This is a genomic window from Paenibacillus lautus, from assembly GCF_050482385.1.
Taxonomy (GTDB): Bacteria; Bacillota; Bacilli; order Paenibacillales; family Paenibacillaceae; genus Paenibacillus_AQ; species Paenibacillus_AQ lautus_B.
This window is the reverse complement of the sequence record NZ_JBCNHV010000003.1, coordinates 420,546-443,161: the sequence shown is the minus strand read 5'-3', so window position 1 is coordinate 443,161 and position 22,616 is coordinate 420,546. Positions and strand designations below refer to the sequence as shown.

Below are 22,616 nucleotides of genomic sequence, written 5' to 3'. Positions count from 1 at the left end.
TACGGTGCACTGCGCGGCTTGAAAGCTACGGCAAACTTACAGTGCACTGCGCGGCTTGGAAGCTACGGCAAACTTACGGTGCACTGCGCGGCTTGGAAGCTACGGCAAACTTACGGTGCACTGCGCGCCTTCCACGCCACCACTCCCACGCCAGCCGTGCTTGGTTCCGAAGCCTGCTGGCGTGGGAGTGGTTCCGAGGCTATCTTAGCGCCGTGCCCTCCCTCCGGAGTATTACTCACGAGAGCAGCCTTACCCGCTCACTCTTGATGTCTAACGTCCCATAAAGCCCTTCCCTTTCAGGAAGTCCTTCATATGCAGCCTTACCGGCTCTGCCAGGCGTTTAGCCATAAGCGCCGACCACGGCGTGTTGTTTTTGCCATGGGTACGCTTAGACAAATATTCGGAAGAGGTTCGATCGTAGTTCTTCACTTCCTCTGCAGCCGCGCGATCATAGCTGTCGCGGTGCAAAACAGCCTCCACCGGAAGCCGAGGACGAAGCCCCGGCTCCTGATCCGGGTAGCCCAGGCACATGCCAAATACCGGATAGACAAGCTCCGGCAGTTCCAAAACCTCGGAGAACTCGGCAATGGAATTGCGAACCCCGCCTATGTACACGATGCCAAGACCGAGCGATTCCGCGGCGATTGCGGCATTCTGCGCAGCCAAAGCGGCATCCACCGTGGCCACGATGAAATTCTCGGTCGAATCTTCATACGTCTCTTGATCAACCGTGTGCGCCTCTGTGCTTTTTTTCAAACGATACAGATCCGCGCACCACACCAGAAATACCGGGCATTCAACAATATACGCCTGATTTCCCGCTAAAGCGGCCAACCGCTGCTTCTTCTCTGGATTGGTAACGGCAATCACGCTGTAGGCCTGGACGTTGCTTGAGGTTGATGCCATCTGACCTGCTGCCACAACAGCCCGAAGCTGCTCCTCGGACACGGGCTGATCCGAATATTTACGAATCGATCGATGGTTCATCAGAAGTGATAGGGTATCATTCATCGGGGTATCCACTCCTTAGGCTCTGAAAGAATTGTTCCATCTATTATGAAACTTCGGCTTGAGCAGTGCAAGTTCATGCGGGAGGTGATGGAAGCGCAAAAAAACCGGCTTGCTGTCGATCGCTACAGCAGCCGGCTCCTATTTTAGCCAAAGCTCGCGGCTTTGGATTGTTCCAGGGAATCTTTCGTTAGGACACGATATCGTAGCCTTGCTCTTCAATCGCTTCTTTCAATGCTCCAAGGCTGACCTTGGTTTCGTCGTATTCGACGACCACTGTATTGGATGCAAGATCGACTTTACCAGAAGCTCCCGCATTTTTCAGCGCGCCTTCCACCGAGTTCACGCAATGGTTGCAGGACATGCCTTCCACTGTCAATGTCACTTGTTTCATGTTGTCGTCCTCCTCTTATATAATGTTGTACTATTTAACCTTACTATACCCCCCATAGGTATGTAAAGCTCAAGAATTTGCTCTTTTCTGCAACAGAAACACGAAAAAAGTAGGAAGATTTATCCTTTTTATCTGCTATAATATACATAAATCATTAGATTCATACAGGAAGGGACAAGCTTTTTATCCGACCTTCTAATTCTTTTCATAAAATTTGATTTTTGTTGAAGGAATTACCAATTCGCTGTCGAACTATCTTATTACAGAGATAACGAACTATGAAAGTAGGAATTCTATCATGGTATTTGACGGCATTATACTCGGGTTAATTGTCGGACTGATACGTGGCGGACTCCGTCATGGACTGCAGCAATTCAGTAAGATTCGTCTTAAGGGCGGCTTAATCTTCCCCGTGCTCCTGATTGTGCAGCTGCTGATATTCCGCTTTCAAGTGAACTCTGATTGGTTGGCAGCCGCAAGCGGCTACGTCTTTATGTTCATCTACGTTGCCGGCATGATCTTTCTCTGGATGAACCGGAATCAGAAAGGTTTTGGCAGCATCTTGGCAGGTGTCTTTCTGAATTTCCTTGTCATGGCAGTGAACGGTGGCAGAATGCCTGTTTCCATGAGCGCAGCTTCCGTGCTGGATCCGGTTTATGTGGACATGCTAATGGATGCCACAGCTACTACCAAGCACTATCTTATGGACGCCTCTACCCGCCTGTCTCTTCTTGGGGACATCATTCCGTTATCTCCACCTTATCCAAGAACGCAGGTAATCAGTATCGGAGATATTATCATGAATATCGGTATCTTCTTCTACATTGTCCATCTTATGACTTCTGGGAAGAATACCCATGTTCCAACCTTAATACGCAAATCCGATACAACTGAACATGCTGAACCGCAGAATTAATCATACATCATACCACCTGGAAAGGAGGGAGAACTATGAAGAAAACTGATAAAATTAAGTATTCCCGTATCGTATTGAATGCGATCATCGTTGCTTCCGTTGTTGTCGCTCTGACTTCCGGATACAGATTGGGATAACATAAGCACATAAAAAACAGGCTGGAATGCTCAGCCTGTTTTTTTACATCTTTTTCGTTGTTTTGAGACGCAATATATCTTAAAATGTGGAGAATACATCATGCTTTTTTAATTGAGGAGAAACCGTTATGTCCATATTCAAGCGTCCTAAGATTTCCAGTAAACTTCCGGGACAGCTGTATTTTGTGTTCGTTTCACTTATGGGCTGTATAACCTTTCTACTAGTACATCAAGGAGAATTTATGTACTACTCTCCTTCACAGTGGGTATGGGTTTATGCAATGTTAGGCGCCGCCCTAATATTAAATTACTTTACCTTCCAGCTGCCGCCTGAGGGTAATTTGCAATCTATGGATTCCTCCGTTTATTTAGCTTGCATATTTATATATGGCGCCCCCTTTGCTCTTTCGGTAATCCTATTTAATACACTGGCAACAGCACTGTACGACAGGAAGATCCCTTTTTGGAAGCATTTCGTTAACTTCTCCATATATACACTCATGATCGTTGGCTCCTCGCTTGTTTTTAAGGCAGCAGGAGGACAAACGGGCCCCATCATCAATGATCATTTCGGGGCTTATCTTGGCGCCCTGCTCGTCTATTTCATTATTAACGTTTTTCTGCTTGGATTTTATTATTACTTGTTATATCGGGGATCTTTATACGACATTCTGAAGTCCTTTATTAAAGACACCCTGCTCGTTTATTTGAGCACGCTCATACTATCGCTGGTTCTCTCCGTTCTTATCGTACATAACGGCGTATTCGGCCTCACCTTATTCATCGGCCTGAGTGTTATGCTCTCTTATTCTTTTAAACAGCTGTTCACGATGTATAACGAAGTACAGGAAAAAGCAATCAAAGATCAACGGACAGGTCTGTATAATCACAGTTATTTCGAAAGTTTACTGGAGGACGAGATCAAGAAAGCCAAGACCAACGAGACGCCATTGTCGCTGGCCATGATCGATATCGATGATTTCAAGAAATACAATGATCAATTCGGTCATCTGAAAGGCGACATGCTGCTCGGATTTCTCGGCAATTACCTCAAGGTAGAATCCGAAATGGCCGAGGTGGTAGCCTCCCGTTTCGGCGGCGAGGAATTCACGATTCTCATGCCGGGTTACGATGACAACAAAGCACGCTCCTTCATTAACAGGCTCCGCAAAAAACTGAACGATACCTATTTTGACGGCGTCGAGATTTTTCCCTCCGGGTGTCTCTCCTTCTCTGCCGGTGTTGCATCCTATCGGATTGACATCCATGACAAGTCACAGCTCGTAGAGCTTGCCGATCAGGCGTTGTACTATGCCAAGAAGCAGGGAAAGAATAATGTTCATGTCTACGGAAGCGGCGCCGAAAAAGAATCTGAGATCGACTTCGCGGAAGACGTCCGCGATATCGAGCAGCAGTTGAAGCTGTTCTTGTATAAAGATGTGGACACGTTCAAACACTCCAAACGGGTATTCCGATATGCCATGGACATCAGCGAAGTGCTCGAGCTTGATAGTGTAGAGCGACGTAATTTCGTACTCGGCGCACTCATTCACGATATCGGCAAGCTTGAGATTCCTTGGGGGATCTTGAACAAACGGGACAAGCTTACGGCCGGCGAATGGGAAACCGTCAAACGGCATGTCAGCTGGGGGAAACGCATTGCAGAAACGAACGAGAAGTTCAAGGAACTGGTTCCTTACATCGAATTGCACCATGAAAGATATGATGGCGGTGGATATCCGCACGGCTTCAAGGGCAGCCAAATCCCCAAGCTGTGCCGGATGCTGACCATTATCGATTCCTTTGACGCGATGACAACGGAACGGCCTTACCAGAAAACGAAAACCTTCGAGGAGGGAATTGAAGAATTGCTCCGCTGCTCGGGCACGCAATTCGATCCGGAGCTTGTTGAGCTGTTTATCCGTTATTTAAGAATTAAGGCAGAAGCGCAGCAGCAGCCTGCAGCCAGTTCGGAAACGTCTTAAAGAAACCCCTATCCCCTCCCCTTTATCGCCTCTTCATGTTTGATACTTCCCCAAATAAGGTATAAAGGTAGTATCACAACGATAAATGAGGTGAGAAACGGTGGCTGACAAGAAAAAGGATCTTCCGCTTCACAACGGTCCCGGCAACATGGATCACCCTGAACAATACCCGACGGAACAAGAAAGCCTGTTCGATATGTTTGAGAGTGAACAGCATGTAGACCCGATTCCGATGGAAGATGCCAGGCTGGAGCGCCAGGAAGAGAAACAGCGGGACGGGACGTCAAAGGATCGTTCATCCAGTAACGATAAGTATCACAGCGGCTTTTAATAGTGGGACTGACCTTGTCGCTGCAGCGTAACTTGAACTTATGGGCTCCGTTTTGGCGGAGTCTTTTTATTTCACCGTTTATTCTTTAATATATAAGAGTATGAATTCTGATTTGAACCCTAGAGATTATATACAGAGTGGAGTGGACCCTTTGTTTTCCATATGGACGTTAAACCGTGTGCAGCGAAGGATGCTGCTGGTACTGATTGCAGCCGTTCTGGTTATGTCATGTCTGCTGGTTCTTACCGGTCTTCATGAGCGTTCCCCGAGCATAAGCAGCGTAATCGAAGAACGATATATCCAAAGTGCGGCCATGATCAGCCACCCCGGTGGAGACCTGGAAGAACATGCCTCCAGCGTCATGCCCGGTGTGCCGCTTATGATTGCCGGACTTACCGCCTTGTTCGGAAGCATGGATGCTGCCCTGATTGCCTACCAGTTGCTCCAATGTCTCTTCCATGCATTTTCCGTTTACTTGGTTTTTGTGCTGTCCCGCTACATGTTTAATACGCGAATCGCTTTTCTGTCATGCATGATCTACGCACTGTTCTGGCCGGCTTACGGCGCCGTCCGGCTGATCTTGCCGGATACGACCATTCAGACCTTAATGCTTCTTCTGGTCTGCGCCGTCATCGGAGCGCTTGAATTGAAGCAGGCTGGTTGGTACGCGGCTGCCGGCGCGCTTACGGCGCTTATGGCTTGCTACAACCTTCAGGCGCTGCTGTACCCGGTATTGTTCATTGCCTTTTGGATCAAGTACCGCAGTCCGGTCAAAATTGTAACCGGCGGGCTCATTCTTATTAGCGCGGGTTATTTGCTCATCTTGTCCCCATGGTGGCTGAACATCCCGCTTTTCAATCGTTTGATGTATATGTCCGGTCCTTGGAACCTTGCCTCGCTGTGGCTCGAATCGAGATACATCGAAGGCAACCCTTTGGTTCATCTTTTCCGGAGCATATTTGCCGGCCGCACCTCTAAATATGCGGCTGCGATCGGAAATGAGGAGGCCAGAAAGGTCGTCCAATCCGCATTGGACGCCGTCCGTCTCCTCATGCTGTTTGCCGGGACTGCCGGCGTCATCTGGTCGGTTTGGAAATACCATCTGAAACGGCAGCTCCCGGTGCTGTTGACCCTGCTGTATTTTATTGCCGCCGAATGGTTGGTTCCGAGCCTCGATGGTACCGGATTTCCTTATTCGGTCTTCCTGCTCCTCTATGCCGCCTTTCTCGCGGACAAAGCAATTATCTATGCGCATAAGACCCGACTGCTTCGTAAGTAAGCTTCAACGTGAAACCTGTTATTCCATCATCATGCAACTTCTCCGCCTGAAAGCACTTATATCTTGTGCCTTCAGGCGATTTTTTTTCGCATTTTTCTAGAACCTTTCAGACTGACGAAACGTCTATAATATATCTTCGTTTTCATATATCCCTGCCAAGAGAGGTGTCAGGTATGAAAATAAACCGTAAATATATCACCATTCTCAGTATCGCTGTGGCAAGCGTCCTGACGGTAAGCATCATACTTTTCTTTACGGATGCTTCGGATCGTTCAGGCCGGAATCATGGCATGAACGACAACATGAACGGACAGGCGCTAATTCAAGTCGGTTTCACCTACATCGCGCATACCCATTTAACGACCTATAAGAATAATCTCGCGCACAGCACCGCGCCCCTTCCTGATGACTCGGCGCTTCTTAAAGAAATGGCAACAAAGGAATTAATGCTTCAATTGGCCGATGAACAAGGCGTTGCGGCGAGTCTGGAAGATGGAATTCAAAGGGCCAAGGAGCTTCGGAAAACGCTCCAGACCCAGCCGCAGCAGGTGCAAGAACAGCACACGCGCATTCTGGATACGATGGGCATCAGCGAAGATCAGTACTGGGAAGACTACTCCCCGCCGGAATATAGGGATATGCTATCGATCGAACGATTCATGAATAAACGGACAACGGAGATGAAGACAAATCAGCCTGACGTCATGACCAGTACGAAGCAGTTGAAAGAAGATCTGCTGAAAAAGGCTTTGGATGAACAGAGAATCATCATATTTGATCCGGATATTCAATGGAGATAACACTACATTGAAGCATTGGGATATAATGGTGTAAAAATCCATATGCCGCCATGGGAGGATATAATGAAAAAACGTTTCTCTTCTGTTCCTGCTTTTGCACTCGGCGCGATCGTCGGCGTGGCGCTGACAGCCGGTACGGCCGTTGGCGCCGCCGTTTATCTGAAAGCCGTTCCATCCCATTCCAAAATTTTGGTCAACGGATCGGAAGTCCGGCTGTCGGAGTCTCCGGTAGTCATACAGAACAAGCTCTATGTCCCCGTACGGGACTTCTCGGAAGCGCTTGGGTATCGGGTCGGCTCCGTCGGTACCGAGGGAATCGGAATTATTCCCAATTCCTCGGATGGAGAGGCAATCCCCGTCGGTCCGACTGCCCCTTCCGAGTCTGAAGGAGCACCTGCCCAAGAACGCCATTTGGTAAAAAATCTCGGGAAGCTGATCCAGGTCAACGGTGAATTGAATATGCAAAAGATTTATATTGTTATTGCTGCCGGTGAAGCCAGACTGTATTCCCAGGATGAAACAACCGGCAACGGGCTGCTGCACTATTTGATTATAGACGGCGATTCCTCCCTATACGACCCGTTTGTTCAGATGGACGGGAAAGCCGGAGAGCTTGATTATAACCTGCGAAATTTCGACGGTCAGACACCGCTTCACCTCGCCGTTATCAACAAAAATGATTTCTACATCGACAAGCTGCTGAACCAACACCATGTGGATGCCTCAATCCAAGATGCGTCCGGTAAAACGGCGCTGGACTATGCCGAAAAGGACAGCAAGCAATACAAAGCGCTGACTGCTTACCTAGACAAGAACAGCAAGTGATACAAGGGCGCTGACTGCTTACCTAATGATACAAGGATGCTGCATATCGCTTGCTTGAGCCCACTGCTTCTGATGGTCAGGCACACTCCCCTGTCACCTATAGTTTTTATACAAAGAGCCCGCTCAACTTGGCGGGCTTTTGCTTTTGCTCTTTTGCTTTTACTTTTGCTTTTACTTTTGCTTTTGCGCTTTTCGAGCTTTGGGCCTGCCCCCATTTTTATATCCCTTGTAACTTTTTACTCCGGTTATACGTGTTTCTATATAGAGAGGAGGACATGAAACTGAACAGTCTGGAGTCGATTTATCAACATTATGTGAAAGACGTTTACCGTTACTTGTACTCCCTCTCTTATGACCACCATACGGCAGAGGACCTGGTTCAGGAAACCTTCTACCGGGCTTATCTGTATCTGGAGGATTGGAAGGAAGAACGAATCAAGCCATGGCTATTTCGGGTCGCCCATAATGCTTATGTGGATTATCAACGGAAAGCCAGCCGCAGTACCGTGAAGGAAGCTGTTTTTTTCGAACAGGTGGCTGACCGTGATACGCCGGAGAACACCCTGCTTCAGCAAGAAGTCCGGAATGAAATCGGTCAGATGCTGACGGCTATTCCGGAGAATCAGCGCCAGGCGATTATCTTGGTGGATTTTCATCAATTCACTTACCAGGAGGCGGCGGATATTATGGGCATCACCTTATCCCATATCAAGATTTTGCTATTTCGGGCCAGACAGCGGCTGCGAGACATGAAACGAAAGGAAGAGACGTTATGAGCGAAGAATTCAAGCAGCGACTGAAGGATTACGCAGACGGCCATTTGAGTGACGAGGAAAAAATCGAAGTCGAGCGGGAAATGGAAAAGCTGGAAGAATACCAGGCTTACCTCGATGAATGGATGGATAACACAAGCCCTAATAGCGCTGCGCCCAAGCGCCCCGATGATCAGACCTCCCTCTCCCCAAAAAAAGAAAAACGGATCGTCCGCCGAGGCAAATGGAGAGCACGGGTCTCTAACACGCTGACGGTTATATCCCTGCTTCTGATTGTTACGGTCATTAGTTCCATTGTAACGGCGCTATTCTATGGTACTGGAAACCCGAGCCGGAACGATAAATACCGGGATGCCATCGCTTCCGCCATCTCGATCTCCCAACCTAACATCGACGTTCGACTCAACAGTCAGGGCAAAATCTTCTTCATGCAGGAGGTGTATGGGGATATAGACAAGAAAGTAGGGAAAGAACGAGTGACCGTCGGCGAATATACCGTGAACTTCCTGTTCGGGCTGCCATCCGTCGATGTGGATTGGAAGAATGGCAGCTCGGGTTCATCGCAGATTTTCTACCGGCCGAATAGCCCATTGGAGACTTCTTCCACGAATCAAGACGAAGATCCCAAAAAACAGTCAAAAAAACAACAGAAGAATGCCCCCTCCGCCAAGAGCGGTGACTGGTCCAGGCTTGAAAAGCTCCCCGAGGGTACCGTGGCCGAGGCTTATGTATCGTTTAACCGCTTCTTCTCGACCGACGAGCTGCTGAAGCAATTTGAGAACCGAAATATGGAGGCCGTCTGGTTTGCGGTGGACAACGGACCGGATACCAGATTCGGCGGGGAAGACGAAGTAATCTCGCATCCCATCGGCTTTCCGGCTTACCCCGTCTGGCATCATGACGACTTGACCGTGACCTCCTATAAGGAAGAAAAAAGAGGCTGGTTCGGCAAAGTCGTCTCCAGTGGCGGACACTATCCTTCAGTAGAGGCCTATGGGGACGGGGAGCTTCGGAATGAACACTTCATCAAATCACTGCGGCTTCTTCAAGAGTATGAGCTTATTGCGAATCGGGTAGCTCCGTTCGTAGACGTAGACGCTTCCTTAGCTTATGTGGAGCAAAACGGCGTTCACCTCTATGGCGCTGTCATAACCGGGCCCGTCAAGGAGCTGCTGACCCTGCGTGAGGTATCCTGGGTACGTGACCTGCGGGTCGGGGAAGTGAGGCTGTGGAATTGGACCGATTGATAGTCTTTTGGCGAATGTCGTATGTTTCTGCAGGCGTGCTGACATTGAATAATGGTTGTTAGCCATCCAAGCCTACCCAGGACTTACACTCCGTGCATCACAGGGAGCAATACGCACCATGTAACAATATCACTTAGAGGTAATAGATATCCCGGACTCCCCTCATTTCGAGCCCGGGATTTTTGTTATCCATATAAATGATTCAGGTCATGAATGATCCGCGCTGTTAGCGCCCGCCTCATGTGACCATGGCTCCATCTGCCGCTTCCTCTCCCGCTCCTCCCGTATTTTACGATCCCTCTCCATCGCCTCAGTAATATAGTCTCGCGGCTTCAGCTTGCCGTTGATGTTCAGCAAAATGCCGATCATGATGAGCTGCAGAATAGCAATAACAACGAGCATGCGATTCCTCCTTGAACAGGGTCTCTTCTCTTCTTTGCTCTTCTAAAAACACTCCTAAATAATATAACAATTTCTCCGGGTGTAAAGTTGGTTCGTATCCTCGGGTTTGGCTGCCAGATGTGTCGGAGCAAATCAGTGCAAATCTGGCGTGCGCCTCTGATATTCATATCATGAATTCATAAGTATCCGCATCCCATGGTTCTAATCCATATCCTGAGCTTTGCCAGACTTCCGAGAATCCGGTAAACTGGTAGGACGATAATCGAAATACGAAATGATTGGTGAATTTCATGACATCCATACCCTTCTATAAACGCCCATACGGCGGTGAGCGTCAGGATATTCCGTTTGCCAAGCTGGCTTCCTTCGAGAACAGCCAGGACCTGATCAGCGATGACGCGTCGGATGCGGCTTTTTTTCGCGGCTTGGAATCACAGGGGCTCCTGCTGAACCGCGCCCAAATCCAGGCCGTACGACATACGCAAGGACCGCTGCTTACGCTTGCGGGCGCAGGCTCCGGAAAGACCTCCGTGCTGGTCAGCCGGACGGGCTACCTCATTGCGGCCAAGAAGATCGATCCGTCTTCCATCCTGCTTGTCACCTTCTCATCCAAGGCGGCAGCCGAAATGAAAGAACGCATCATGGCGCTTCCCGGCTTACGAGCTAGCGAAACCGCCAAAGTAACGGCCAGAACCTTCCACTCCTTCTTCCTGTACTTGCTGCGGACCCGCGGCTACAAGCAGGAAATCCTGAGCAACTCCAGACATCAGCAATTTATTATGAAGCGCATCCTGCGGGAAATGGGCTTGCAGGATAGCTATGAAGCCGAGACGCTGCTATCGCTCTGGTCTGCCCATCGAATGAGTATGACCGGACTTGACGAGCTGCCTGTCAAAACACCTGCGGAAGTCGAGCAAAGGCAAATTTTTGCCCGTTATGAAGCGTGGAAGGAAGACCATGGCCAGATGGATTTTGATGATATTTTGGTCATGTCCCACCGTCTGTTGTCTCAGGATTCCGGTTTGCTGGCCTCCCTTCAAAGGCGGTACCGTTATGTGATGGTCGACGAGTTTCAAGATACGGGGCTGCTGCCCTATGAGCTGCTGAAGAAGATGGTCGCCCCGCATCGCAACCTGATGGTTGTTGGTGACGATGACCAAACCATATATGGCTTCAATGGCGCGCGCAACGAATTCATTCTGGAATTCGACCAGACGTTTCCCGGGGCCAAGGTGGTGACGCTGGATATCAATTATCGCTCCCTCTCCTCGATTGTCGGGCTGGGGAATGAAATAATCCGTGTCAATGAACGCCGCCGTCCCAAACAGCTGCGATCTACCCGCAAGAGCAGCAGCGTGCCGCTGTATCTCCGTCCAGGCGATCCCGACCAAGAAGCGGAGCAACTGCTGACCCATATTACCGAACAGGTCCGGGAGCATGGAAAGCAGTACCGCGATCATGCGATTCTGTACCGGACCGCGAACAACAGCCGGGCTATCTTCGAACAGCTCGTGATGCGGGAGATTCCGTTCATTCATTACGAGAATGGAGATCTGTTCTACGAGCAGTGGATTGTCAAACCGCTCATGGACCATCTGCGGCTGTCGCTGGACCGGCGCAATTTCACGGCCATGGAAGGCATGCTCCATACGCTGTATATGAACCGGGACAAAGGCATGGCTTTCATCCGGCAGCAAGATGCCCCGCGTCCCAAGAAAGGCCCTCTATCGCATCTTCTATCCTTCCCCGGACTGAAGGATTTCCAGATCGAGAATATTAGAGATCGGACAAAGCTCATTAAGGGACTAAAGGCGATGGAGCCCCTTCAGGCGGTACAGGAAATGAGGCGCCAATTCTATGACAAATTTCTGGAGGCAGACGAGCGCCAGGAGATCACCCTCCATAAGGAATTCATACAGGAAGGTCTGGATGAGTTAGAAGCTTCAGCGAAGCGCTTTGACGATATCGCGGAGTTCGTCGAATTTGTCGATCGCCTGATCATCATTCATAAGGAAATGGCGGCCATGAAACGAGACGAGCATGCCGATGCCGTCCGGTTAATGACGATCCATAAATCCAAAGGGCTGGAGTTTCCATCGGTATGCCTGATCGGGGCAAGCGAGGGCATTCTGCCGCATACGTCCGCTTTGGACGCCGAGCGCAGGGACGATCAGCGCCCGCTGTCGGACAAAGAGGACAAGGCGCTGGATGCGCTGGAAGAGGAGCGCAGATTGGCTTATGTCGCTATCACGAGGGCACGGGATGAATTGATTGTCAGTTCGCCTGGCTTTTATCGGGGGCGAAAAGCGGAGGTTTCCCGCTTCTTCCGCGATGTGTTCGTCACGGACGAGCAGAGCAAGCAAGGCAATAGCATACCAAGGAAGGGCGGCGGGTCAACGCCGCGCTCGTCTTTTACGGCAAACCGTACGGTCCGCATAGAGACCTCAACCTCAGCCAAGCGCTCATCCCTGCCTTCATCTGCTGGACGGGCAACGGTGAGCGCTGCCAGCCAGAGGAGCCAACGCAACGGTCCAGGACCAGGCTCCGCTCCCAGCTCACAGCATCAGACTGCACCCGCTGCGACGGAGATCGTCGACGTGTGGCTGTGCACCAGCGCCAATTGCAAAGGCTGGCAGCGAGTCAACGCGAGAATCGCCGTTGGCGCACGGGATCGGGAGAGCAAGGCCTGTCCTTTATGCCAGTCGCCCATGAAACAGGGGCGTAAAGAAGTTCCGGTGCATCAGAGGCGCTAGGGACGCCTAATTTCTGGAGTCACCGAGAACAATTACATCGATCTTTTTGTAATCATTAGTCCATGTGCTTGTAGGTTGCTATCCAATATACAAATAAGGACCGACCCTTATCGTTCTTCACCGAACGTAACAGGTCGGTCCTTTTTCTCTCCATTGTTTTAGTTCTCCGATTTTGCAAATATATATATGGAAGCGTATACAGAATAAGCTACAATAGATTTATGAACTCGCCTGATCCTTAAGCGTTGATACATACCAAGGAGGAATGCTGTCATGATTAAAGGAATCGCCCATCTGGCGTTCGATGTCGCCGATATGGAGAAGTCTCTGCATTTTTACTGTAATATTCTTGGTTTCACCCGTGCGTTTGATATTCCTAACGATCAGGGCGAGCCCTGGATCGAGTACATTAAGGTGCGTGACGGACAGTTTATCGAATTGTTTTACGGTGGTCAAAATAAACCGGCACATGTAGAGCGGCCTGTCGGGTTCTCCCATCTCTGTCTTGAGGTTGCAGATATCGACAGCTTGGCGGAGCATCTCCGCAATCAGGGCATAACAATCGACGTTGAACCGGTTCAAGGGAAAGACTTCAATATGCAGTGCTGGGCCAGGGACCCGGACGGCAATCGGATCGAATTTATGCAGTTGGATCCCAAATCGCCGCAGATGAACAGCTGAATATACTCGCTGTCGTTCCGTTATTACACAAAATACCGCATAGGAACAACAAAATTTCTGCTAGGCAGAATGATGTGAAGATACTCTCTGACAGCTGCTTGATTGCATCACAAGGTCACCCCGTAAGCTTTGGGTTGGCCTTGTTTTTTCTTGTCCAGAATGTAGAGACAGGCAGTGCCATTAAACATCTTGCCAACATCTGTTAATCCGGCTACAATATAACCACCGAATTATTCAAATTTGAATAATATGTACATAGTTGAATATGGAAAAGGAGTATTTTTAACATGAATGCACAACAAAGCAACATCAAATTGGTCGTGGCCGGTCTCCTGCTCGGCATCTTCATGGCTGCCATCGATAACACGATTGTAGCCACGGCTTTATCGACGATTATCCGCGATCTTCAGGGCTTCGACCAAGTCGTCTGGGTAACCTCGATCTACATGGTTGCCGTAATGGCCGGCACACCGATCTTCGGTAAGCTGTCCGATATGTACGGGCGGAAACGGTTCTTTATATTCGGGCTGGTTGTCTTCCTGATCGGTTCCGCCCTCTGCGGGATGGCCAACAACATGACAGAACTTATTATTTACCGGGCAATTCAAGGAATCGGCGGCGGTGCTCTTATGCCGATTGCGTTTACCATCGTGTTTGACCTGTTCCCGCCGGAGAAGCGCGGTAAAATGACGGGTTTGCTCGGTGCCGTATTCGGTACCTCCAGCATTATGGGACCGCTGCTGGGTGCTTTTATTACCGATAGCGTTGGCTGGGAATGGATATTCTACGTCAACGTTCCAATCGGGATCGTATCCTTTATTTTCATCATGACTTCCTATAAGGAGACCCGTTCCCATGCCAAGCAAAAGATTGACTGGACGGGAGCCGCAACGCTTGTAGGTGCAATCATCTGCCTCATGTTCGGTCTGGAGCTGGGCGGGCAAACCTATCCATGGGACTCACCGCAAATTTTGGGCTTGTTCGGGGGATTCATTGCTCTGTTTATTGCGTTTCTGTTCGCAGAGACCCGGGCAGCCGAACCCATTATTTCGTTCCAAATGTTTCGTAAACGCCTGTTTGCTTCGAGCAATATCGTTGCCTTGTTCTATGGAGCAACCTTTATCGTGGCAACCATCTACATCCCGATCTTTGTTAGCGGAGTGTACGGTGGATCAGCAACCAATTCGGGCCTCATTCTGATGCCGATGATGCTCGGGAGCGTATTCGGCAGCCAAGGCGGCGGTATGCTGACGACCCGGACTTCGTTTAGAAACATCATGATTCTGTCCGTCTTGTGCTTTATCACAGGCATTTTCTGCTTGAGCACGATAAGCCCGGATACGCCGCGCTACCTGTTGACGATCTTCATGGTCCTGACCGGCTTTGGCGTCGGGTTCTCGTTCTCCACGCTCAGCATGGCCTCCATCCATAACTTTGATGCCAGACAGCGTGGCGCAGCAACATCGACGAACTCCTTCCTTCGCTCCTTCGGCATGACGGTGGGGATTACGATCTTCGGGATCATCCAGCGTAACGGCCTGAACAGCCGACTTGCTGAAGCCGGAGGAAACGCGCCGGCCGGTGCCGAGCTAAATGCGGATGCCGTCCTTTCGCCTGAAGTGATGGGACAGCTCCCGCCGAACGTGCGTGAACAGATCACGGCTTCCTTGGCGGATTCCATTGCGAATACGTTCTTGTGGGCGCTTGTGCCGGCGGTACTGGCTCTCGTGTTCGTGCTCATGATGGGCAACGAACGAGTGACCGTTCCTGCCAAGGCCAAAGGAGCCTAATGGCATGTCGATGAAGCTGGCCATCCTGGGCTTGCTGCTGGAAGGAGACCATCATCCGTACGAGATCCAGATCAAGATGAAGGATCGCGGGATGGATCAGTATACGAAGCTTCAGATGGGCTCCCTCTATTACGCGGTAGACCGGCTCGCCGAGGAAGAATACATCGAGGCCGTGGAAACCATACAAAGCGACAGCCGTCCGGACAAAACCATCTACCGGATCACGGAGACCGGGCGCAAGCTTTTTGAACAGCTGCTGCTCAAAAAATTCAGGGACACCGAGCCCGTGCACCACCCGCTCTATATGGCGCTGCCCTTCTCGCTCCACGCGGACCCTGCCGTCCTGGCCCCGATCCTGCAGGCCCGGATCCGGGATGCTGAGCATCGGGTAAACCAGGCATATCAATTGTATGTGGAGCACCAGCATATCGTCCCCCGCAGCGCCCAGCACTTGATGATCGGGATGTATGAGCATGCCAAGACCGACTTGAACTGGTTGAAAAGACTGCACGAAGATCTGGTGCAAGGAAAGCTCGGCACGATTGGTGAGCCGTTGTTTCCGGAGGATGGGCCCGAAGAACGATAACTGTAAGAGCCCTCCATCCTGATAATTAAATCTCTGAATACGTAAAAAGAGCGAGCACTTCCCTCAATTAGGGTTGTGCTCGCTCCTTTTATATGAAAACAAAATTTAGAACAGGACCTCATCCGGATTGGAGCCAAAACGTTTGTTTTGGTTCAAACCGTCGATGGCCGCCATATCCTCCGCCGAAAGCTCGAAATCGAAGATGCCTGCATTTTCGCGAATGCGATGCTCTTTAATCGATTTCGGAATGACGATGACACCGTTCTGAATATCCCAGCGCAGAATGACTTGCGCCGTGGTTTTTCCGTATTTCTCCGCGATCCGCGCGAGCACCGGTTGATCAAGATTGCCCTGCATCAACGGACTCCACGCCTCCAGGACGATATTATTCTCGCGTGCATACCCTAGCAGCTCCTTCTGAGAGAGCAGCGGATGCAATTCGACTTGGTCGACAACCGGTACGACACCCGTTTCCTCGATGATATGCTGCAGGTGGCGGATTTGGAAGTTACTGACCCCGATGGAACGCACGAGTCCTTCTTTTTGCAGATGAATCAATGCTTTCCACGTATCGAGGTATTTATCTTTTCCCGGCCAGTGCACGAGATACAAATCAACGATATCCAGCCCGAGCTTCTTGCGGCTCGTCTCAAAAGCTTGCAGCGTCTTCTCATACCCCTGGTCAGCGTTCCACACCTTGGTGGTGATGAACAGCTCGTCCCGCGAAACTCCGGATTCGCGAATGGCTTGCCCTACGCCTTCTTCATTGCCGTAGACGGCAGCTGTATCGATGCTGCGGTACCCTGCAGCGATTGCTGATTTTACGGACTGAATAACCTCTTCGCCTTCTTTGGTCTTCCATACGCCAAGGCCCAGCCACGGCATTTTTACGCCGTTATTCAAAGTAGGTCCATCGGTAAAAGTTTGATTAGCCATTCTGAAAACCCTCCTGGTGATGTAATGCAGCAAGTTGTAAAGCCGCTTTCTCCAGTATATCAAAATCCCAGTATCCCGCTCAATGTTACACCACTTGCCATGTTGCATTCATTTTTTAATTCATCGTTGCGATCACTGCACTCGCGCTCATGCTCATTCTATTCATCGGAAATATAATCAACAACGGACTCTCCGCCGTCTTCAACTTGAACATCCGTGCCAAAAAGTACGCCGTGGTGCTGTTAATCATTTACGCAGTGTCGATCAGCGGCTTTGTCCTTCTCACCCAGTGGTGATCTGTCTCAAATAGAAAAAGGGCCGTCCCTGTCAGAGGTATGTCGCCTCCGGGTTCAGCCCTTCATTCCTATCACGCCATATACAAAAGCATGCGCAGCGAGTCTAGTACCTGCGTCTAAAAATACCAAAGCTCAGCAGTCCGCATGACACCAAGAACAAATACGGCCCTGCCGCCGCCCCTCTTATTGTCTGGCCGAAGAAATCTACGGTCTTGGATGACACGTACATCATGGTCAAAAATATAGCGACCAGCGCAAAAACGTAGGCAATCAGCTTGTTCATCTTCTTCTCGCGGACCACTTTCAAGAATGGATAGATGAAACATACTATGAAAAACACGCCGCCCTGCAAGAAACCATTCTCTGCAGCCACGCCGATATCCAGCCATTTAAAAAAGAAAGAGGCCATCGCTAAACAGGTGGCTATAAAAATAAACTTGCTCCCCAGATCCCACTGCTTGAACCGAAATTTCATCCATGTACACTCCCCTAGTGTCAATCGCCCGGATGTCATAACACCCTTTAGACAAACTTAGGGTTCATTATACCGGATTTTTGCGGCTGAGGGTAGATCAACTACAGGTCTGCAGCACTATTCAGCCATACCGTTTTGTTCGCTGCCGGTTGCCGTTTCCCCTGCTTAGGTTCCATATCCGGATAGCCGATGTACAGGAAACCCAGCATTTTGTCTTCAGGCTTCAATCCAAACGCTTGATTCATCAACGTATGGAAACACGGCTCGCCCGTTCTCCACACCGCGCCCAGACCAAGCTCATGAATTTGCAGAAGCATATTTTGAATGGCCGCAAATACCGCTCCGTACTCTTCAAGTTCAATCACCTTGGGATCCGTGGAAGGTTCAACCGCCACACCGATAACAACCGGAGCCCGGTATGCCTTCGTACGTCCTGACTCGCGTGCTGCAATTACAGCCTCTTCACTTGTATCATCACCGCCTGCCGCCTGAATGTCACCAAGTGCGTTGCCGAGCACGTCGCGGCCCTCCCCTTGCATGACAAAGAATTTCCAAGGCTCCGTGAGCTTATGGTTCGGCGCCCAGGTTCCTGCTTCTAAGATCTGTTCAATCCATTCCTGCGGTACGGCGTCAGACTTGACCTTGCCAAGGCTGCGGCGCGTGCGGATAGCTTCACTTACGTTCATATCTGATTTCCTCCTGAGCTATTTATAGTTGGTTTTATTTTACATACTCCTAATTGAGAGCCTATCTCAATTATAACAAAAAGCACACCGTATCGCTTCTAAATTGACCAGTTGAAAATTAATGAGCTGTTTTCAGTTCTAGAGCTTCATTTTACAACCTAGAATTATTGTAATTCCCCCTCTGTTTTACTAGCATTTGGTACGAAACGTTCACATTTCCCCTCTCATTTTTCATCTAGATTTCCATGCCATTATCTGGGATAATGATGTTTAACTCACACAAGAAGATTAGGAGGATGATTCATGACTGATAAGCGACTCATAACGCCAGAGGATTTGTATCGGATGCACTGGGTGAATGACCCTGTCGTATCTCCAGCTAGTGGAGCCATAGCCTATGTACATAAATCCGTCAGCGAAAAGTACGACGGTTACCGTTCCCATATCCGCCTGCTTCCTGCAGAAGGAGACCAGGATGTTCCCTTCACGTCCGGTGAGGCGGATGCCGCACCCGCTTGGTCCCCTGACGGGTCGGAGCTTGCTTTCTTGCGCAAAAAGGGCGATAAGCCGCAGGTATGGATCATGCCTGCCAACGGCGGGGAAGCAAGGCCGGTTACCGACATGAAGCACGGTGTCAGCGCTTTTAAATGGTCCCCGGACAGCGCACGCCTGCTTGTTAGAAGCGAGGCGGAAGCAGCCGCATCTACGGAAAGCGAAGAATCAGACCAAGACGACAAAAACAAGCTCCCTGAGGAAAAGATCATTAATCGCATTAAATATAAAGCCGATGGCACAGGATTGTGGAATGATCGTCGACATCATCTATACCTCGTAAATCCGGCAACGGAAGAATGCAAGCAAATTACAGAAGGGGATTTTGATGTATATGCCTTCGCCTGGTCGCCGGACGGCGCCCGCATCGCATACAGCAGCAGCCTTGCGACGGAACAATTCCAGGATCCGGATTTCCGTTTGACAAACGATGTGTTTGTCATGGACCTCGATAGCGGATCCGTAACCGAATTGACGGATGGAACCCTCACGATCGGCTCCATTGCATTCACCCCGGACGGGCAGTATATGCTCATGCTTGCCAGCGATCTCAGCTGTGGTTTTGCCACGCTGACCAAAATCCACCTGGTTCCACTATCGGGCGGAGAATCCCGCGTTCTCTTCACGGACATGGATATTCAGCTGGGGCACGCCGCGGTCAGCGACATGAGAGCCGGAGCCGGAACGCCTCCTCAGTTCAGTAAGGACGGCCAATCCGTGTACATCCAGCTCAGCCAGGATGGCGGCGTTCACATTGGACGTTTTGCCCTGGACGGTTCATCCTACGAGCTGGTGGTATCGGGCGAACGCGAGGTGTACCAATTCGCTCTGACACCGGAGGAGAACGTGGTGTTCGCCGCTGCCGACCCGCTGCAGCCTGGTGATCTGTTCAGCTTCTCTATCGCTAAGAACGAGGAGAAACGTCTGACAAACTGCAACGAGGAGCTGTGGAACGAGCTTACGTTAAGCACGCCGGAGTCCTTTACGTTCCGGACGTCGGATGGCTGGCCGATTCAAGGGTGGATCATGAAGCCTACCGACTTCACGGAAGGAACCAAGGTCCCGGCCGTGCTTGAGATTCACGGCGGTCCGCAAGCCATGTACGGACATACGTTCATGCATGAGTTCCAGCTGCTTGCTGCAGCCGGCTATGCGATATTCTACACCAACCCTCGGGGTGGCCACGGGTACGGCCAGGTACACGTTAATACCGTTAGAGGAGATTACGGCGGACGGGATTACCAGGATCTGATGGAAGCTGTAGATTATGTTCTGGATACCTACACCTATGTCGATGCCTCCCGCCTTGGCGTAACCGGCGGCAGCTACGGCGGCTTCATGACCAACTGGATCGTCGGTCATACCAACCGGTTCCAGGCAGCGGTAACCCAGCGCTCGATATCGAATTGGATCTCCTTCTACGGCGTCAGCGATATCGGCTACACCTTTACGCAGGATCAGATCTGGGGCAATCCATGGGACGATCTGGAGAAGCTGTGGAAGCATTCCCCGCTCGCTTACGTGAAGGACATCAATACGCCGCTTCTCATCCTTCACGGAGAACAGGATCTCCGCTGCCCGATCGAACAGGGAGAACAGCTGTTTATCGCTTTGAAGCGACTCGGCCGGGAAACCCAGTTGATTCGCTTCCCTGGCGCGGATCACAACTTGTCCCGAAGCGGCCACCCGCATCTGCGGGTCAAACGCTTGAGTCATATCGTCCGCTGGTTTGTGGAGCATATTGAAAAATAAAAACAAAAGAAAAACCATCCCTGTGCGAGCTAACGCAATGATCGCTCGCATAAGGATGGTTTTTTGAATTGGTTCATCAAATAGGACCGTACATCGTCTCGCCCGCCACAACAGTCTCCCGGACAGCCATACCCGATCCGTCTGAATCGCAGTCGAACAGCGTCAAGTTGGCCGGGTTCCCGATCGCCAGTTCGCCCAATTGCGGCATAGCCAGTACCACAGCCGGGCGGATGGTGACCGCGCTTACCGCTTCCGCCAGCGTCATATCCGTATAGCGGATCGCATTCGCAATGCCAACGTCCAGCGAAGAAGCGGATCCGGCCAGTATCGCCGGATTCTCTACCGTATACAAGCGTCCGTCTGCCGTCAGCTCGACCACGCCTCCGATGAGGCTGCTGTACCGTCCGGGAGCCATGCCGCCGAACATGACGGCATCGCTGACAAGCAGCGCTTTGTCCCGTTTCGCCCGCAGCATCGCTTTCAGCACAGGGGGCGCCAGATGGTGACCGTCCGGTATAAAGGTTGCCCATAACCGGTCGTCCGCCAACTGATGCCAGATATAGTTAGGGTGGCGCGGCAGAACGGTCTGTGAACCGTTCCCCAGATGAGTCGATACCGTAGCCCCTGCCTGCACCGCCCGATCGATCTGCTCCCCTGTAGCCATCGTATGCCCGATCGCCACAACCACGCCCGCCTTGACTAACTTCTCAATAAAAGGAACCGAGCCTTCGCGCTCCGGCGCGAGCGTCACCATCCGGATAAGCCCGCCAGCCGCATCCTGGAGCCGCTGAAACTCATCCCAATCCGGATTCCGGATATACTCCCTCGGATGCGCCCCTCGACTGCCGTCTTCACCGGATAGATATGGACCTTCCATATGAATGCCGGCAATCGAGGCACTTCCGAACTCCCTGGACTGGACATACCGGGACACCCCACTAAATGCTTGACGCATCCGGTCATAACTGCCCGTGATGACCGTCGGCAAGTATGAGGCAACCCCTCGCCGATGCAGCGCCCGCGTCACACCTTCAATATCGCTCGGCGACGTCACGGTTCCATTCAAATCGTATCCGCCGAAGCCGTTAACCTGCACATCAATCCAGCCGCTGCTGATCCAGGGTAACGCCGCCGCCTTATCGTCCTGTCCCAACCGTCGGATAGCCGTGATCCGTCCGTCATACGCTTCTACCTCTACCAGCTCATCGGTATGCAGGAGCTTTCCGCGCCACAACATAGGCGTCCCTCTAACTACGCCCATTGATAAATCGGCGCTGCCGATGCTTTATCCAGATATAGCATCCAGTTGGGATGCGTCTTCAAGATGGTAGCTGGCACCCGGTTGTCCACCGCGCCTTGAATGGTATTCTGAATGGCAGCCGCTTTCGCCTGATGAGGCACGACCGAGACGATATGGCGGCTCTTCAAAATTTGCTTGACCGTCATCGTAATCGCCTGTTTGGGCACTTCCTCATCCGATGCAAACCAGCCTTCCCTTACCTGCTGGCTCTTGCACGTATCGCTGAGATTCACGATCGTATAAGGCAACTCATTATCAAAATCGGCCGGCGGATCATTAAAGGCAATATGCGCATTTTCCCCAATGCCGATCAGGGCCAGATCCACAGAAGCCTTGGCAATCTCTTCATTCAACCGCTTCACCGTTTCCTCAGGATCTCCTTCCCCGTCAATGAGCCATGCCTGGCCGACGTTCGCATATTTCAGGAAACGCTCCTTCAAGTACTTACGGAAGCTCGCGGGGTGAGATTCCGGCAGCGCGATATATTCATCCAAATGGAACATCTCGATCTTATCCCATTCCATATTCAGCTTCACGAATTGCGACAAAAACTCAAACTGCGACGCGCCCGTTGACAGGACGATGCGCGCTTTTCCTTTTTCCGCGATCGTGTCGCGGAGAATCGCCTCGCAAGCGCGGGCTGCCTCCATACCTGCTTGATCCGCATGTTCCAATATGTTCAATTGCATAATGATAATTCCTCCTTGTTGTA

The 22,616-nt window shown here is 50.8% G+C and carries 21 protein-coding genes; 13 read left to right on the top strand and 8 right to left on the bottom strand.

Annotated elements, in window-relative coordinates; translation table 11 throughout:
* Nucleotides 1-270: 270 nt before the first annotated feature.
* Entirely contained in the window at nucleotides 271-1,011 is a 741-nt protein-coding gene (gene nfsA, locus ABEW73_RS07355) for an oxygen-insensitive NADPH nitroreductase (RefSeq protein WP_430162997.1), read from the bottom strand.
* Nucleotides 1,012-1,198: 187 nt separating this feature from the next.
* Nucleotides 1,199-1,402 carry a cation transporter gene (locus ABEW73_RS07350; protein WP_430162995.1) on the bottom strand — a complete coding sequence of 68 codons (204 nt, stop codon included), beginning with the start codon at nucleotides 1,400-1,402 and terminating at the stop codon, nucleotides 1,199-1,201.
* 298 nt (nucleotides 1,403-1,700) lie between these two features.
* Here ABEW73_RS07350 and ABEW73_RS07345 point away from each other — a divergent pair, with 298 nt between their 5' ends.
* From ABEW73_RS07345 to ABEW73_RS07310, 8 genes are all read left to right on the top strand, one after another.
* Nucleotides 1,701-2,318, top strand: a complete 618-nt coding sequence (locus tag ABEW73_RS07345; protein WP_430162992.1) for a DUF5317 domain-containing protein — start codon at nucleotides 1,701-1,703, stop codon at nucleotides 2,316-2,318.
* A gap of 265 nt (nucleotides 2,319-2,583) precedes the next feature.
* A complete protein-coding gene (locus tag ABEW73_RS07340) occupies nucleotides 2,584-4,440 on the top strand; it encodes a bifunctional diguanylate cyclase/phosphohydrolase (protein WP_430162989.1) in 1,857 nt (618 codons plus the stop codon).
* Between the two features lie 100 nt (nucleotides 4,441-4,540).
* Nucleotides 4,541-4,771: a hypothetical protein gene (locus ABEW73_RS07335; protein ID WP_430162987.1), complete on the top strand. Its 231-nt coding sequence runs from the start codon at nucleotides 4,541-4,543 to the stop codon at nucleotides 4,769-4,771.
* 151 nt (nucleotides 4,772-4,922) lie between these two features.
* On the top strand, nucleotides 4,923-6,050 hold the full coding sequence (locus tag ABEW73_RS07330; protein ID WP_430162984.1) for an ArnT family glycosyltransferase: 1,128 nt from the start codon (nucleotides 4,923-4,925) through the stop codon (nucleotides 6,048-6,050).
* A 173-nt stretch (nucleotides 6,051-6,223) separates the two neighbouring features.
* Nucleotides 6,224-6,850 (top strand): hypothetical protein, encoded by a 627-nt coding sequence (locus ABEW73_RS07325; protein ID WP_430162981.1) that lies wholly within the window; start codon nucleotides 6,224-6,226, stop codon nucleotides 6,848-6,850.
* Between the two features lie 63 nt (nucleotides 6,851-6,913).
* Nucleotides 6,914-7,675, top strand: a complete 762-nt coding sequence (locus tag ABEW73_RS07320) for a stalk domain-containing protein (RefSeq protein ID WP_430162978.1) — start codon at nucleotides 6,914-6,916, stop codon at nucleotides 7,673-7,675.
* A 275-nt stretch (nucleotides 7,676-7,950) separates the two neighbouring features.
* Nucleotides 7,951-8,451, top strand: coding sequence for a sigma-70 family RNA polymerase sigma factor (locus tag ABEW73_RS07315; protein WP_430162976.1), 501 nt, complete (start codon nucleotides 7,951-7,953; stop codon nucleotides 8,449-8,451).
* Nucleotides 8,448-9,695, top strand: a complete 1,248-nt coding sequence (locus ABEW73_RS07310; RefSeq protein WP_430162973.1) for an anti-sigma factor — start codon at nucleotides 8,448-8,450, stop codon at nucleotides 9,693-9,695. Before ABEW73_RS07315 ends, ABEW73_RS07310 begins: the two co-directional genes overlap by 4 nt.
* Nucleotides 9,696-9,902: 207 nt before the next feature.
* On the opposite strand, the gene ABEW73_RS07305 is transcribed toward ABEW73_RS07310, so the two are convergent.
* On the bottom strand, nucleotides 9,903-10,097 hold the full coding sequence (locus ABEW73_RS07305) for a hypothetical protein (RefSeq protein WP_430162970.1): 195 nt from the start codon (nucleotides 10,095-10,097) through the stop codon (nucleotides 9,903-9,905).
* 290 nt (nucleotides 10,098-10,387) lie between these two features.
* Between ABEW73_RS07305 and ABEW73_RS07300 the strand changes: the two genes are divergently transcribed.
* The 4 genes from ABEW73_RS07300 to ABEW73_RS07285 all read left to right on the top strand — a co-directional run bounded on the left by ABEW73_RS07300 (nucleotide 10,388) and on the right by ABEW73_RS07285 (nucleotide 15,907).
* Complete coding sequence (locus ABEW73_RS07300) at nucleotides 10,388-12,850, top strand: UvrD-helicase domain-containing protein (protein ID WP_430162967.1); 2,463 nt, start codon at nucleotides 10,388-10,390, stop codon at nucleotides 12,848-12,850.
* 273 nt (nucleotides 12,851-13,123) lie between these two features.
* Nucleotides 13,124-13,531 carry a VOC family protein gene (locus ABEW73_RS07295; protein ID WP_430162965.1) on the top strand — a complete coding sequence of 136 codons (408 nt, stop codon included), beginning with the start codon at nucleotides 13,124-13,126 and terminating at the stop codon, nucleotides 13,529-13,531.
* A gap of 287 nt (nucleotides 13,532-13,818) precedes the next feature.
* Complete coding sequence (locus ABEW73_RS07290) at nucleotides 13,819-15,321, top strand: MDR family MFS transporter (RefSeq protein WP_430162962.1); 1,503 nt, start codon at nucleotides 13,819-13,821, stop codon at nucleotides 15,319-15,321.
* Nucleotides 15,322-15,325: 4 nt separating this feature from the next.
* The gene (locus tag ABEW73_RS07285) at nucleotides 15,326-15,907 is read left to right on the top strand and encodes a PadR family transcriptional regulator (RefSeq protein WP_430162960.1); all 582 of its coding nucleotides are present in this window, start codon (nucleotides 15,326-15,328) and stop codon (nucleotides 15,905-15,907) included.
* A gap of 105 nt (nucleotides 15,908-16,012) precedes the next feature.
* Here the strand turns inward: ABEW73_RS07285 and ABEW73_RS07280 are convergent, their stop codons facing one another.
* The 3 genes from ABEW73_RS07280 to ABEW73_RS07270 form a co-directional block, all read right to left on the bottom strand.
* On the bottom strand, nucleotides 16,013-16,843 hold the full coding sequence (locus tag ABEW73_RS07280) for an aldo/keto reductase (protein ID WP_430162957.1): 831 nt from the start codon (nucleotides 16,841-16,843) through the stop codon (nucleotides 16,013-16,015).
* A 399-nt stretch (nucleotides 16,844-17,242) separates the two neighbouring features.
* Nucleotides 17,243-17,614, bottom strand: coding sequence for a hypothetical protein (locus ABEW73_RS07275; protein WP_098741698.1), 372 nt, complete (start codon nucleotides 17,612-17,614; stop codon nucleotides 17,243-17,245).
* A 101-nt stretch (nucleotides 17,615-17,715) separates the two neighbouring features.
* Nucleotides 17,716-18,300 carry a nitroreductase family protein gene (locus ABEW73_RS07270; RefSeq protein ID WP_430162955.1) on the bottom strand — a complete coding sequence of 195 codons (585 nt, stop codon included), beginning with the start codon at nucleotides 18,298-18,300 and terminating at the stop codon, nucleotides 17,716-17,718.
* Nucleotides 18,301-18,603: 303 nt separating this feature from the next.
* Here ABEW73_RS07270 and ABEW73_RS07265 point away from each other — a divergent pair, with 303 nt between their 5' ends.
* Nucleotides 18,604-20,604: a prolyl oligopeptidase family serine peptidase gene (locus tag ABEW73_RS07265; RefSeq protein ID WP_430162952.1), complete on the top strand. Its 2,001-nt coding sequence runs from the start codon at nucleotides 18,604-18,606 to the stop codon at nucleotides 20,602-20,604.
* 76 nt (nucleotides 20,605-20,680) lie between these two features.
* On the opposite strand, the gene ABEW73_RS07260 is transcribed toward ABEW73_RS07265, so the two are convergent.
* Together ABEW73_RS07260 and ABEW73_RS07255 are read right to left on the bottom strand one after the other, a co-directional pair.
* The gene (locus ABEW73_RS07260) at nucleotides 20,681-21,841 is read right to left on the bottom strand and encodes an N-acetylglucosamine-6-phosphate deacetylase (protein ID WP_430162950.1); all 1,161 of its coding nucleotides are present in this window, start codon (nucleotides 21,839-21,841) and stop codon (nucleotides 20,681-20,683) included.
* 14 nt (nucleotides 21,842-21,855) lie between these two features.
* Nucleotides 21,856-22,593 (bottom strand): glucosamine-6-phosphate deaminase, encoded by a 738-nt coding sequence (locus ABEW73_RS07255; protein WP_430162947.1) that lies wholly within the window; start codon nucleotides 22,591-22,593, stop codon nucleotides 21,856-21,858.
* Nucleotides 22,594-22,616 lie beyond the last annotated feature (23 nt).